Origin of the sequence: Methylobacterium sp. J-026 (genome assembly GCF_022829585.1) — a bacterium.
GTDB lineage: Bacteria > Pseudomonadota > Alphaproteobacteria > Rhizobiales > Beijerinckiaceae > Methylobacterium.
Window position 1 is genome coordinate 1 of sequence record NZ_JAKSYC010000156.1, and the last position, 13209, is coordinate 13209.

Here is a 13209-nt window from a genome sequence, read left to right on the forward strand (position 1 = left end):
CCCTCCCCCGCAGAGGGGGGAGGGTGCGCGCGTGGCAGTTCCGGAATGCCATACTCGGCAGCCGGACGAGGATCCCAAAGGCGAAGTGTAGATCCGTCAGGCGATGAGGGCGCGGGTGGGACAGACCCCGTCTCAGTGCGAACGCTGGCCGAGCCAGAGCGCGCCGAAGGCCAGCACGCCGCCACCAAATGGCACCGCGAGCAGGAGAAGGAACTGGGCTGTCGTCATGGGCGAAGATCCCGAAGCGCGTGCCGCACACCCCGATGTATGGCGCCATCCATGACCCCGCAAACAACCATGGTGATTGAACGCCGATGCGAACCGGTCCTCCGTCATCATGAGCGCAGCGAAGTGACCCAGGGTTAGCGCAGCATCCATCAGCGCGGGGCCGACTGGATCGCTTCGCTCCGCTCGCAAAGACGGCGGCGCCGAAGGGGGGATTGGCACCCCGATCACCGCCCCGTCACGGCCGCCTCGTCCGCCGCCCAGAGGTGCTGCGCCGCGTAAGCGCGGAACGGCCGCCACGCCTCGGCCAGGGCCAGAAGCTCGGCCGCGCTCGGCCGTCCGGTGGCGGTCGCGAGCGCCCGCAGCAGGCCGACATCGCCCACCGGCAGGGCGTCCGGCAGCTTGAGCGCCCGCATGGCGATGTATTGCGCCGTCCAGGGTCCGATCCCGCGGATCGCCGTGAAGCGCAGCACCGCGGCTTCCAGGGACTCGGCCGGGGCGAACAGGTCCCGGTCGGCGAGCGCCGCCGCCGCCAGCGCCCGGATCGCCGCGCCGCGGACCCGCGGCATGTTGAGCGCCAGGGCGACATCCGCCTCGACCAGATCGGCCGGTGCGGGAAAGACGTGGGTCAGGCCGCCGAACGGCTCCGGAAGGGGCGTCCCGAAGGCCGCCACCAGCGTCCCGGCGAGCCCGATCGCGGCGGCGACCGAGACCTGCTGGCCGAGGATCGCCCGACAGCCAGTCTCGAACGGGTCCCAGGCGCCGGGCAGGCGCAAGCCCGGCCGCGCCGCCACGAGCGGGGCCAGAACCGGATCCCGGGCCAGGCAGACGGCAATGGCGGCCGGGTCGGCGTCGCAATCGAACAGGCGGCACAGGCGCGCGGAGACCGCCGGCGCGTCGCCGGTCCCGACGCCGCGGAGCGTCGCCTGCAGGCAGCCGTCGCCGGACTCGACGGTCACGAGGCCGTGCCGCCCCGCGACGCGGATCGTGCGGGCGTAGGCTGCCGCAGGGTCGATCGTCTCGACGCCGGGGATCGCGCGCCTGGCCAGAAATGCGCGGATCGCCGCCCAATCGTAGGGTGGCCGATAGGGCAGGCGAAGCTCGATCGCCTCCGCAAACGCGAAGGGCGGCCTCTCGGCCGCCCCGCTGCTCGTCGTCCGGGACAGGTCCCGCCTCAGCCGCGCGAGTCCACCGGCACGTAGTCGCGCTGGGCCGGGCCGACATAGAGCTGGCGCGGCCGGCCGATCTTCTGCATCGGGTCCTCGATCATCTCGGCCCACTGGGCGATCCAGCCGACCGTGCGCGCCACCGCGAACAGCACCGTGAACATGTCGGTGGGGAAGCCCATCGCCTTGAGGGTGATGCCCGAGTAGAAATCGATGTTCGGGTAGAGCTTCTTCTCAATGAAGTACTCGTCCTTGAGGGCGATCTGCTCCAGCTCCATGGCGACGTGGAGCAGCGGATCGTCGGTCTTGCCGAGCTCCTTGAGCACCTGGTGCGTGGTGCTCTGCATGATCCGGGCGCGCGGGTCGTAATTCTTGTAGACCCGGTGGCCGAAGCCCATCAGGCGGAACGGATCGTTCTTGTCCTTGGCCTTCGCGACGTACTTGCCGACGTTCTCGGGGGTGCCGATCTCCATCAGCATCTTGAGCGCCGCCTCGTTGGCGCCGCCATGGGCCGGGCCCCACAGGCAGGCGATGCCGGCCGCGATGCAGGCGAAGGGGTTGGCGCCCGAGGAGCCGGCGAGCCGCACCGTCGAGGTCGAGGCGTTCTGCTCGTGGTCGGCATGCAGGATGAAGATCTTGTCCAGCGCCCGGGCGAAGACCGGGTTGACCTCGTATTCCTCGCACGGCACCGCGTAACACATCCGCAGGAAGTTCGAGGTGTAGTCGAGATCGTTCTTCGGATAGACGAAGGGTTGGCCGATCGAGTATTTATAAGCCATCGCCGCCAGTGTCGGCATCTTGGCGATCATGCGGATCGACGCGATCATCCGCTGGCTCTCGTCGGTGATGTCGGTCGAGTCGTGGTAGAAGGCCGAGAGCGCCCCCACCGAGGCGACCATCACGGCCATCGGGTGCGCGTCGCGCCGGAAGCCGGTGAAGAACCGGTTCATCTGGTCGTGCACCATGGTGTGGCGCGTGACCCGGTAGTCGAAATCGGCCTTCTGGGCGGCGGTCGGCAGGCTGCCGAACAGCATCAGGTAGCAGGTCTCGAGGAAGTCGCCCTTCTCGGCGAGCTGCTCGATCGGGTAGCCGCGGTAGAGCAGCACGCCCTCGTCGCCGTCGATGTAGGTGATCTTCGATTCGCAACTCGCCGTCGAGGTGAAGCCCGGGTCGAAGGTGAAGGCGCCGGTCTGGGCGTAGAGCTTGCCGATATCGATGACGTCCGGCCCGATCGTCCCGGATTTCACCGGCAGCTCGATCGACTTGCCGTCCACGGTGATGGTGCTGGGTGCGCTCATGGATCGTGGACCCTTCTGTGGCGACGTGGCGGATGCCGGCCTCGGGCTGCCCGAGCCGGTCCCGGGGGCCTGAGCACCGCGCCGTATGCTGCGGGTGCTCACTGTCATGGGTTACCCAAACGGCACTGCAGCAGCAACGGGGTCGGTGACAACCGGACCCCGACGCCAAGCGAATTCGACCAAGCGAAATCCGGGCCGAAGGCCGCAGGTCCCACCCCGCACGCCGCGGAGACCCTCAGCCCTGCGGCGCTTGATCGCCGAGGCGGGCCAGGGTCTCGTCCCGGCCGAGCACCGCCATGACGTCGAACAGGGGCGGGGAGGTGGTCCGCCCCGTGAGCGCCGCCCGCAGGGGCTGGGCCACCTGCCCGAGCTTGCAGCCGGCCGTCTCGGCGTAGTGGCGCACGGCGTCCTCGGTCGAGGCCGCGCTCCAGTCGGACACCGCTTCGAGCACCGGGCGCACCCCGGCGAGGCGGGCGCGGCCCTCGTCGGAGAGGAGGGCGCGGGCCTTGTCGTCCAGCGTCAGGGGGCGCTGCGCGGTGAGATAATAGGCGCTGTCGAGGAGCTCGATCAGGGTCTTGGCCCGCTCCTTCAGGCCCGGCATGGCCTGGGTGAGCTTGTCCTTCAGCTCCGGCCGCAGGGGCGCCGCGAGGCCGCGCTCGGGCCCGACATTCGGCAGGATCGTCTCGATCGCCGCCACGAGGTCGGCATCGGCGCTGGAGCGGATGTAGAGCCCGTTGAGGTTGGCGAGCTTGGCGAAGTCGAACCGCGCCGCCGAGCGCCCCACCGACCCCAGATCGAAGGCCGAGACCATCTCCTCGGTGGAGAACACCTCCTGGTCGCCGTGGCTCCAGCCGAGCCGCACGAGGTAGTTGCGCAGGGCCGCCGGCAGGTAGCCGAGGTCGCGATAGGCCTCGACGCCGAGCGCCCCGTGGCGCTTCGACAGCTTCGCCCCATCGGCCCCGTGGATCAGCGGGATATGGGCCATCTTCGGGATCGCCCAGCCCAGGGCGGAGAAGATCTGGCTCTGGCGCGCCGCGTTGGTGAGGTGGTCGTCGCCGCGGATGATCTGGGTGACGCCCATGTCGTGGTCGTCGACCACCACGGCGAGCATGTAGGTGGGCGTGCCGTCCGAGCGCAGAAGCACGAGGTCGTCCAGATCCTTGTTGGCCCAGGTCACCCGGCCCTGGACGGCGTCCTCCACCACGGTCTCGCCCTCCAGGGGCGCCCGCAGGCGGATCACCGGCTTGACCCCGGCGGGGGCCTCGGCCGGGTCGCGGTCGCGCCAGCGCCCGTCGTAGCGGGGCGCACGACCCTCGGCCCGGGCGGTCTCGCGCATCTGCGTGAGTTCCTCGGCGGTGGCGTAGCAATGATAGGCGCGGCCCGCGGCCAGCAGCTCCTCGGCCACCGCCCGGTGGCGCTCGGCCCGGGCGAACTGGAAGATCACGTCCCCGTCCCAATCGAGGCCGAGCCAGGTGAGGCCGTCGAGGATCGCGTCGATTGCGCCCTTGGTGGAGCGCTCCCGGTCGGTATCCTCGATGCGCAGCAGCATCCGGCCGCCCGTGTGGCGGGCATAGAGCCAGTTGAACAAAGCCGTGCGGGCCCCGCCGGTATGCAGGTAGCCGGTGGGCGAGGGGGCGAAGCGCGTGACGACGGCTGAGGACATCGGTCCGGTGTGTTCGGGGGCGGGTCGGGAGGGGGCGCGAGGCGCGGCGCGGGGCTCGACACGGCGCCCTAGCACGAAGCGCCGGCTGTAGCACGGGCCGCCGGATGGGTTAAGAATCGGGCCGGGAATCGCTGGGCCGGCGTCGACAGATCGCGCGGATCGGGGCGGCGGCAATGCGGCGGATCGGCGCGAGGCTGGCGGGGGGCGTGCTGACGCGGGCCACCCCGCGCGCGGCGGCACTCCCGGCGCTGCGCGACTGGGCCGCCGCGGGCCTCGCCCGGGAGGCCGAGCAGCGCCGCCTGTTCCCCTGGCTGGCGGTGGCCTTCGGCGCCGGGATCCTGGTCTATTTCGCGGCGGCGGACGGCGAGCCGGTCCTGGCCGCCCCGCTGATCGGGGCCGCCCTCGCCCTGGCGCCGGTACCGGTCCTGGGCGCGCGGCCGGCGGCCCTGGCCCTGGCGCTGGCGGCGGCGGCCGCGTTCCTGGGCTTCGCGGCGGCGACCTGGCGGGTCGCGCAGGTCGACGCGCCGATCCTGGCCCGGACCACCATCGGGCCGCTCACCGGCATGGTCGAGGCGCTGGACGAGCGCGAGGTCGGCGCCCGGCTGGTGATCCGGGTGGAGAGTTTTGCCGGGCTCGCGCCGGAGCTGCGGCCGGCCCGGGTGCGGGTCTCGTTCCGCAAGACGCCGATCCCGCGGCCCGGGGAGTCCATCGCGGCGACCGCCCGGCTGCTGCCCCCCCCGGAGGCGGCCCGGCCGGGGGGCTACGACTTCGCCCGGGACGCCTATTTCCAGGGCATCGGCGCGGTGGGCTCCCTGGTCGGCGCGGTCACGGTCCGGGCACCCGCGGAGCCGCCGCCCCTGCGCCTGCGCCTCGCCGCCCTGCTGGACGAGGCCCGCAACGCGCTGACCCGCCGGATCGCGGGGGCCGAGGGCGGCCAGGCGGGGGCGGTGGCGGCCGCCCTGGTGACGGGCAAGCGCGGGCTGATCGGCCCGGCCACCAACGATGCGCTGCGCGCCGCCGGCATCTACCACGTGGTCTCGATCTCGGGTCTCCACATGGTGCTGGCCGCCGGCGTCGTCTTCTGGCTGGTCCGGGCCGCCCTCGCCCTGGTCCCCCATTGCGCGCTGTTCTGGCCGATCAAGAAGATCGCGGCCGGCTTCGCCATGGTGGGGGTGAGCGCCTACTGCGCCTTCTCGGGCTGGGACATCGCCGCCGAGCGCTCGCTGATCATGACCCTGATCATGCTGGGCGCGATCCTCGCCGACCGGCCGGCCCTGTCGATGCGCAACCTCGCGCTGGCCGCCCTGATCGCCCTGGCGCGGGAGCCGGAGGGCCTGCTCGGCCCCAGCTTCCAGATGTCGTTCGGGGCGGTGGCCGGGCTGATCGCCTGCGCGCGGCTGATCGACGGGCGCCTCTTCGTCCGGCCCGGGGCGGGGCGGATCGGCCGGCTCGTCGGCACCGGGCTGTCGGCGGTCACCGGCACCCTGGCGACGACCCTGGTGGCGCAGGTCGCCACCGCGCCCTTCGCCACCTACCATTTCCAGACGGTCCAGCCGTTCGGCCTCGTCGGCAACGCACTGACCCTGCCGCTGGTCTCGCTGGTGGTGATGCCGTCCGCGGTCATCGGGATCCTGGCCTATCCCTTCGCCCTCGACCGGCCGGTCTGGTGGCTGATGGGGCAGGCGGTCGGCGGCATGCTGGCGATCTCCGCGTGGATCGCCGGGTTCGAGCGGGCGACCGTGGTGCTGCCGGCCTTCGGCACCGGCGCCCTGGCCGCGATGACGGCGGGCCTGCTGCTGGCGACGCTCCCGGCCTCGCGGCTGCGCTGGCTCGCCGTGCCGCCCCTCCTGCTCGGGCTCGGCCTCGCGGCCCTTCCGGACCGGCAGGACCTCTACGTCGACCGGCAGGGCTGGGGCGCGGCGGTGCGGGGGCCGGACGGCCGCCTGGCCGCCCTCGGCAGCCCCTCCGGCTTCGTGCTGGAACAATGGCTGAAGGCGGATGGCGACGGGCGCCGGCCCGACCGGGCGGCCGGAGCGGGGCCCGGCGGCCGCTGCGACCGGCTCGGCTGTACGGCGCTTCTGCCGGACGGACGGGCGGTGGCCCTGATCCGGGACCGGCGCGCCTTCCCCGAGGATTGCGCCCGGGCCGCCGTGGTGATCACGAGTCTCACGGCGCCGCCGACCTGCACGGGGCCGCTGGTGATCGACCGCCGGGTCCTGGCGGCGCACGGCGCCGTCGCCCTGCGCGTCGACGGGGGCGGGTTCACGATGCGCGCGGCCCGCGGCGACGGACGGTCGCTGCCCTGGCGTCCGCGGGCGGCACCGCCGGCCGGCTCCGAGCCGGGGCGGATCTCCCCGCCGAGGGAACCGGCGGCATGGCCTCATCCGAAGTGCCGCAAGCCCCGGCCGACGCCCCGGCGGAACCGCTTCAGTAGCGGCGCACGAGGCTGACGAGCCGGCCCTGGATCTGGACCCGGTCGGGACCGAGCACACGGGTCTCGTAGGCCGGGTTGGCGGCCTCGAGGGCGATCGAGGAGCCGCGGCGCCGCAGGCGCTTGAGCGTCGCCTCCTCGTCGTCGATCAGCGCCACGATGATGTCGCCGGTATTGGCGGTGTCCTGCTTGCGGATCACCACGAGGTCGCCGTCGAGGATTCCGGCCTCGACCATCGAATCGCCGCGCACCTCCAGGGCGTAGTGCTCGCCCCCGGCCAGGAAGTCCGGGGAGAGGGTGATGGCGTGGCTCTGGTTCTGGATCGCCGAGACCGGCGTACCCGCCGCGATCCGGCCCATCACGGGGATCGAGATGGACCGGCCGCCGTCGTCGATCATCCGGGTCGCCGCCGGCTGGGACGGCTGGGACGGCTGCCTGGACTTGCCACCCTCGACCACGCTCGGGGTGAAGCGGCGCGGCTCGGGGGCGGGGGCCGGGGTCGGCGACTGGTGCAGGCTCTCGGGGATGCGGATCACCTCGATGGCGCGCGCCCGGTTCGGGAGGCGGCGCAGGAAACCGCGCTCCTCCAGGGCCGTGATCAGCCGGTGGATGCCCGATTTCGACTTCAGGTCGAGGGCGTCTTTCATCTCGTCGAAGGACGGGGGAACGCCGCATTCCTGCATGCGGCTCTGGATGAACCGCAGAAGGTCCAGCTGCTTGCGCGTGAGCATCGAAGGGGGCCTCGCGGCTTGGCGGACCGCCCCAGGGCGGCCGCTGAAACAAATCGCGAACACGTTAAACGTTCCGCAAGTGTTCCGCAAGCGTAATACGGCCACGCTCGTGTCCCGGCGGCAGAGGCGGAGCACAAACGCATTGACGGCACAAGCGGAGCCGTTTCAATGCACCCGGGCGCCCCGCCGGACAAGACCGGCGGCTCCGGCGGCGGGTCGGTATCGGGCTGGGAATGACGAGGATGCGACAGCTCGCGGTGCCAGGGTCCATCCGTTTCGCCCTGGGCGTCGCCCTCCTGGGCTCGGCGCTCGCCGGCTGCACCACCGGCTTCTCGTACATCTCGCGGAACTACGTGGCGCTCACCCCCCAGGTGGTGACGATCGGCTGCAAGGAGCCCTACGAGGTCTACGACAACCGGCAGCTGCGCCGGATGCTGATCGTCTCGAACGCCCTGCGCGAATATGCCGGCTGCAACCTGAGCGAGGTCCGGATCGATCCCGAGCCGGAGGCGACCCGGGTCAAGCGCTTCCGCACCGCCGCCCGCGCCTATCTCGACGAGACCGTGCGGGAGGAGTGCCGGGTCACCGGCGAGACCGTGTTCGATCCGCTGAAGACCGAGTTCGCCTATGCCTGCGACGCGCCGGTCGAGAGGCGGGGCACGGTGGTGCCGCGCCTGCCCGGCCGCAATCCGGGCCCCGCCCAGCGCTGATCCGCCGGGCCGGAGGGGTCCGGCGTCCCTGACGCGCCGGCCGGGACACCGGTGCCGGGGGGATGCGTCAGGCATCCGGCTTTGGGAAGGTGCGCTCGGTGGCGTCGCCGGCCGCCGCCAGCAGGGCGCGCGCGAAGGCCCGGGCCTCGGCCCGGTCCAGCACGATCGCGGCGGTGACCGGCCCGCCCCCGAGATCCGACAGGGCGAGTTCCAGCCGCACCCCCTCGGGCACGGCGCTCGCCTGCAGGCTCCAGCCCGGCCCCCGTTCCGCGCGCTCCGCCATCGCTCAACCCTCCCGGTGCGCCCCGGGAAAACGCCGCAGGCTCCCGCCGGAACTGCCCCGGCCCGGGACTGTTCCCGAGCCGTGCCAAGCGCTTCCCTGCCCCGCCTCGCGGCGTTCCTCAAGACTGCGGGCCCCGGACTCGTGGTGATGCTCGCCGACACCGATGTCGGAAGCCTCATCACGGCGGCCCAGAGCGGCGCCCGCTGGGGCTACTCGCTGCTGCTCCTGCAGATCCTGCTGGTGCCGATCCTCTACGTCGTCCAGGAGCTGACGGTGCGGCTCGGAACCGCCACCGGCCGCGGCCACGGCGAGCTGATCCGGGCGCATTACGGGCCGGTCTGGGCCTGGATTTCCTTTGGCGGCCTCGTGGTCGCCGGGATCGGCGCCATCGTCACGGAATTCTCCGGCATCGCCGGCATCGGCGACCTGTTCGGGGTGCCGCGGCTCGTGAGCCTCGGCCTGCCGGCCGCCCTGCTGCTCGGCCTCGTGTTCACCGGGAGCTACCGGCGGGTCGAGAGGGTGGCGATCGCGGTCGGCCTGTTCGAGCTGGTCTTCATCGGGCTCGCCGTGGCGGCGCGGCCGGATCCGGGGGCGATCGTGGCATCCTTCGCCCACATGCCGCTCGGCGACGGCCAGTACCGGGTCCTAATCGCCGCCAATATCGGCGCGGTGATCATGCCGTGGATGATCTTCTACCAGCAATCGGCGATCGTCGACAAAGGCCTCGGCTGGGACCACGCCAGGCGCTCGCGGCTCGACACGCTCCTGGGCGCGGTGATCTCGCAATGCGTGATGGGCGCGATCCTGATCGCGGCGGCCGCCACGATCGGCAAGGCCGGGCAGGGCACGAAGGACGGTCTGCAGACCGTGGGCGACCTCGCGGGGGCCTTCACGCCGGCCCTCGGGCCCTGGCTCGGGCAGGTGGTGTTCGGGGTCGGGATCATCGCGGCGGCCTTCGTGGCGCTGAACGTCGTGGCCCTGGCCCTCGCCTGGGGTTTTGGCGATGTGACGGGCAAGCCGCATTCCCTGGAGCAATCGCCCCGGGAGGCGCCGGCCTTCTACGGCGCCTTCGCGCTGGTGGTGGCGGCCGGCGCGGTGTCCGTGCAGCTCGTGCCGAATCTCGTGGCGCTCAACATCGCGGTCGAGGTGATGAACGCCCTGCTCCTTCCGCTCGCGCTCGGCCTCCTGATCCTGCTCGCCACCCGGGCCCTGCCGGAGGGCAAGCGCGTGGACGGCGCCTACAAGTGGGTGGTCTACGCCGTCTCGGGCCTCACGATCGCCTTCGCGATGGTTGGCGTGCTCGACGGGATCGGCCTGCTCTGACCCGATTGACGCGGGCGGCGCGATGATGTCTCCCGCGGGCTCCGATCAGGTGGAGTCGAGACATGCAAGAGATCTGGTTCCGTACGGGCGAGGCCACGGTGCTGGCGGCCGAGGGCCAGTACACCGACGCCATGCCGGAGGTGCTGATCGGTTCCGTGCGCGGGCCGGTGGGCCAGGCCTTCGCGTCGATGATGGGGCAGGTCCAGGGCCACACCCGGATGTTCGTGGTCCGCGACCTCAATCAGCTGGTGCGCCCGGCCACGATGATGACCACCAAGGTCACGATCCACACGGCCGAGTATGCCGAGCTCCTCGGCGGCGTGGTCCAAGCAGCCACCGGCGACGCGATCGTGGACTGCATCATCGAGGGCATCCTGCCCAAGGACGGCCTCGACGAGCTGTGCATGATCATCATGATCTGGCTCGATCAGCGCTGCGCCGAGGACGACAACCTCGACCAGAAGGACCTCTACAGGACCAACTACGAGGCGACGAAGCTCGCCATCGCCCGCGCCCTCAAGGGCGAGCCGACGGTGGACGAGCTGATCGCCAATCGGAAGACCGTGAAGCATTACGCGCTGGACGGCGTGATCGAGTACTGATCAGCCCTGCGCAACGGGCGTGTGGACGTAGAGGTCGGCCACCGCGCAGTCGAGGCCGAAGCCGGGGAGGACCAGACGGTCGTCCCCGGTCAGGCGGGTGCGGGTCCAGGTCTCTCGGGTTCGCGCCGATAGGGTCAGGGCGGGGCTCTTCAGCTCGATCAGGAGCACGGCCTCGCACAGCGGCAGGGCTTCGTAGCCGGCGCACTTGACGTCGATCTTCTTCTGGCGCGTGCCGGGAAGCCTGCGGTGGTCGCTCGGAGACAGGATCTCGGCGGCCAAGTAGCAGCGCTCGACAGCATTCAATCCGGCCTCGATGTCGGCCAGATCGAGAACCGCAACGTCGGGCACGTAGATATGGCCCTCGCGAACCGGCCATAGGTCGACGGCGGGATTCTGCAGGGTAACGCGTGGTGAGCCTATCCGCCTGAGGCCGCCGTCGAGAAATCGCTGCAAGGCGCTGGCAATGAACTGATGAACGAGGTTGGGTTGGGCCTGCATCACGATCTGGCCCCCGATGAGTTCCCATTTCTCCTCATCAGGCCGCGTCTCGATGAAGTCCCAGAATCCTTGGTGGGGATCGGTCCTGTGGACGGGCGGAGTCTCGAGAATCGTCATGGGATCATCGTGGGCAGCCCGGGCCAAGTCGACGCAGATCGAGGATCCCGCCGGCGCTCCACTCGGTCAAGGGCGCGTCATTCCGGCGGGATGCGCCCCACCGAGCACAGGGTGCGCATCGTAGTGCTGCCCGGGTCGGTGTAGCAGGAGGCCGACCAGCCGCTCTGCTGGATGAACGACTTGCGCCGCTCTGACAGGGACGTCCGGTAGGCGTTGGCGATGATCGGCTCGACGGTCGCGGCCGGTTCGCCGATCAGGATCTCGGAGGCCGCCGACAGGTCGTGGAAGAAGGTCGCCGAGGGGGCGGGCTCGGCGGAGGTCGCCTGCACGATCGGCTCGGCCCGGCAGGTCACGTCGAACTTGATCGGGCCGGCGAGGCGGATGTCGATGCTCGGGCCGGCCCGCTTGCCGACCCTGCCTCCGATGGCCCCCGCGATCTGGCGGGCGAGGTCGTCGCAGGGATCGGCCCGGGTGGCCGATCCCAGGAGCGGCAGGCAGGCCAGGGCGGCGAGGAGGCGTGGAACGGTCAGGCTCGGCATGGCGGCACTCTACCCGCGGCGCGGCGCCTGTCGAGGTCAGGCCCGCATCTGGGCGAAGCTCGCGAGCCAGGCCGGCGCGACCCGCATCCCCGCCGGCACCAGCGCGTCCGGCGGCGGCCGGCGCACGCAATCCTCCAGATAGGCCAGGGATTCCTCAAGCACCGTGCCGGTGAACGGCTTGGCGATCACCGCCGTCGCCCCCGCCATGTCGTCGCTGAGCGCCCGGGCGTTGGCGGTCATGAACGCGGCCGTGATGCCGCCGAGATCGCGCACCGCATGCGCCACGTCGAGACCCGAGGAGCCGTCCCCGAGGCGCAGGTCGATGAGGACCAGCTCGGGCCGGGTCTCGTGGACGAGGGCGATGGCCTCGCCCGCGGTCATCGCCGTCCCCACGACGCTGTGGCCGGCCTCCTCCAGCATCATCTCAATCTGCATCAGGATGAGGGCTTCGTCCTCGACGACGAGGATCCGCAGCGGCTCGGTCACGGGGCCTCCAGACCGCCGGCCATCTCGCGCGGCAGGCGTATGCTGACGATCGTGCCCGGATCATTGGTCATCCAGGCGATGCTGGCATTGAGCTGGCGGCAGAGCGTACCGATCAGGCGCTTTCCGAAGGAGCGCTGCTCCATCGCCTGAACCGGCATGCCGACGCCGTCATCGGCGATCTTGATGGTGACATGCGTGCCGTCCGGCGCCACCGTCACCGAGAGCCGCCCCGGGCGGTCGTCCGGGAAGGCGTGCTTGAGGGCGTTGGTGATCAACTCGTTCATCATCAACGCCACCGGCGGCGCCTTAGCGACCGGGATCTCCACGGTCTCCAGGTCCAGGTGCAGGCGGATCCGGTCGCGGCCGGAGCCGCGGACCAGGTCGTTGGCGAGGTCGCGGGCGAACTCGGCCACGTCGAAACGCTCGACGTTGTTGGATTGGTAGAGTCGGCGATGGACCGTGCCGAGGGCCTCGACCCGGGTCAGCATCGCCTCCATGGCGGCGCGCGCCGCGGGATCGGTGATCGCCCGGGTCTGCATGGCCAGCAGCGCCGCGATCATCTGGAGGTTGTTCTTCACCCGGTGATCGACCTCGTGGACCAGCATGGTCTGCGTGGCCAGGGCATCGGTCAGGTCCCGGGTGCGCTTGGCGACCTCGGCCTCGAAGCGGTCCTTCTCCTGCTGGATCTGCATATGCGCGTCGACGCGGTCGGTGACGTCGAGCTGCGAGGCGAAGAAGAACAGAACCTCGCCGGACTCGTCGGCGACCGGGCTGAGATAGAGCGCGTTCCAGAACGGCGTCCCGTCCTTGCGATAGTTCAGGATGTCGATCGCGATATCGGTGCGGGCCTCGACCGCCTCGCGGATCAGGGCGACGGCGCCGTGGTCGGTCTGTGCGCCCTGGAGAAACCGGCAATTGTGGCCGAGCACCTCGGACCGCGTGTAGCCGCTCATCCGCAGGAAGGCGTCGTTGACGTACACGATCGGGTTGTCGGGCAGGCGCGGATTGGTGATGATCATCGCCATCCGCGTGGCGCGCACCGCCGCGGCGAACGGATCGCCCTTGCCCGGCGCGGCGTCGAGCTGGTCCGTCTGATGCCAGGCGTCGGGTTGTTCCATCGTCCCTGCTCTTTCGTGC

The 13209-nt window shown here is 71.2% G+C and carries 13 protein-coding genes; 4 read left to right on the plus strand and 9 right to left on the minus strand.

What is annotated here, in order from left to right:
- Nucleotides 1-452: 452 nt before the first annotated feature.
- From MKK69_RS14220 to gltX, 3 genes are all read right to left on the minus strand, one after another.
- Nucleotides 453-1331 (minus strand): DNA-3-methyladenine glycosylase family protein, encoded by an 879-nt coding sequence (locus tag MKK69_RS14220; RefSeq protein WP_243968855.1) that lies wholly within the window; start codon nucleotides 1329-1331, stop codon nucleotides 453-455.
- Between the two features lie 68 nt (nucleotides 1332-1399).
- Nucleotides 1400-2689 carry a citrate synthase gene (gltA, locus tag MKK69_RS14225; RefSeq protein ID WP_243968694.1) on the minus strand — a complete coding sequence of 430 codons (1290 nt, stop codon included), beginning with the start codon at nucleotides 2687-2689 and terminating at the stop codon, nucleotides 1400-1402.
- 235 nt (nucleotides 2690-2924) lie between these two features.
- A complete protein-coding gene (gltX, locus tag MKK69_RS14230; RefSeq protein WP_243968695.1) occupies nucleotides 2925-4352 on the minus strand; it encodes a glutamate--tRNA ligase in 1428 nt (475 codons plus the stop codon).
- A 173-nt stretch (nucleotides 4353-4525) separates the two neighbouring features.
- On the opposite strand from gltX, the gene MKK69_RS14235 reads away from it, so the two are divergent.
- Nucleotides 4526-6802, plus strand: coding sequence for a ComEC/Rec2 family competence protein (locus MKK69_RS14235; protein WP_243968697.1), 2277 nt, complete (start codon nucleotides 4526-4528; stop codon nucleotides 6800-6802).
- Here MKK69_RS14235 and lexA read toward each other — a convergent pair.
- Complete coding sequence (gene lexA, locus MKK69_RS14240; protein WP_243968698.1) at nucleotides 6780-7514, minus strand: transcriptional repressor LexA; 735 nt, start codon at nucleotides 7512-7514, stop codon at nucleotides 6780-6782. The two genes, MKK69_RS14235 and lexA, sit on opposite strands and share 23 nt — an antisense overlap.
- 233 nt (nucleotides 7515-7747) lie before the next feature.
- Here lexA and MKK69_RS14245 point away from each other — a divergent pair, with 233 nt between their 5' ends.
- Nucleotides 7748-8224, plus strand: a complete 477-nt coding sequence (locus tag MKK69_RS14245; RefSeq protein WP_409564813.1) for a hypothetical protein — start codon at nucleotides 7748-7750, stop codon at nucleotides 8222-8224.
- A gap of 67 nt (nucleotides 8225-8291) precedes the next feature.
- Here MKK69_RS14245 and MKK69_RS14250 read toward each other — a convergent pair whose 3' ends face one another.
- Nucleotides 8292-8507: a hypothetical protein gene (locus tag MKK69_RS14250; RefSeq protein WP_243968702.1), complete on the minus strand. Its 216-nt coding sequence runs from the start codon at nucleotides 8505-8507 to the stop codon at nucleotides 8292-8294.
- A gap of 81 nt (nucleotides 8508-8588) precedes the next feature.
- Between MKK69_RS14250 and MKK69_RS14255 the strand changes: the two genes are divergently transcribed.
- Entirely contained in the window at nucleotides 8589-9830 is a 1242-nt protein-coding gene (locus tag MKK69_RS14255) for an NRAMP family divalent metal transporter (protein ID WP_243968704.1), read from the plus strand.
- 62 nt (nucleotides 9831-9892) lie between these two features.
- A complete protein-coding gene (gene fae, locus MKK69_RS14260; RefSeq protein WP_020092273.1) occupies nucleotides 9893-10432 on the plus strand; it encodes a formaldehyde-activating enzyme in 540 nt (179 codons plus the stop codon).
- Here fae and MKK69_RS14265 read toward each other — a convergent pair whose 3' ends face one another.
- The 4 genes from MKK69_RS14265 to MKK69_RS14280 all read right to left on the minus strand — a co-directional run bounded on the left by MKK69_RS14265 (nucleotide 10433) and on the right by MKK69_RS14280 (nucleotide 13190).
- The gene (locus MKK69_RS14265) at nucleotides 10433-11047 is read right to left on the minus strand and encodes a Uma2 family endonuclease (protein WP_243968706.1); all 615 of its coding nucleotides are present in this window, start codon (nucleotides 11045-11047) and stop codon (nucleotides 10433-10435) included.
- Nucleotides 11048-11124: 77 nt separating this feature from the next.
- Nucleotides 11125-11586, minus strand: a complete 462-nt coding sequence (locus tag MKK69_RS14270) for a hypothetical protein (RefSeq protein WP_243968708.1) — start codon at nucleotides 11584-11586, stop codon at nucleotides 11125-11127.
- Between the two features lie 36 nt (nucleotides 11587-11622).
- On the minus strand, nucleotides 11623-12072 hold the full coding sequence (locus MKK69_RS14275) for a response regulator (protein WP_243968709.1): 450 nt from the start codon (nucleotides 12070-12072) through the stop codon (nucleotides 11623-11625).
- The gene (locus MKK69_RS14280; RefSeq protein ID WP_243968711.1) at nucleotides 12069-13190 is read right to left on the minus strand and encodes a histidine kinase dimerization/phosphoacceptor domain -containing protein; all 1122 of its coding nucleotides are present in this window, start codon (nucleotides 13188-13190) and stop codon (nucleotides 12069-12071) included. Before MKK69_RS14280 ends, MKK69_RS14275 begins: the two co-directional genes overlap by 4 nt.
- Nucleotides 13191-13209 lie beyond the last annotated feature (19 nt).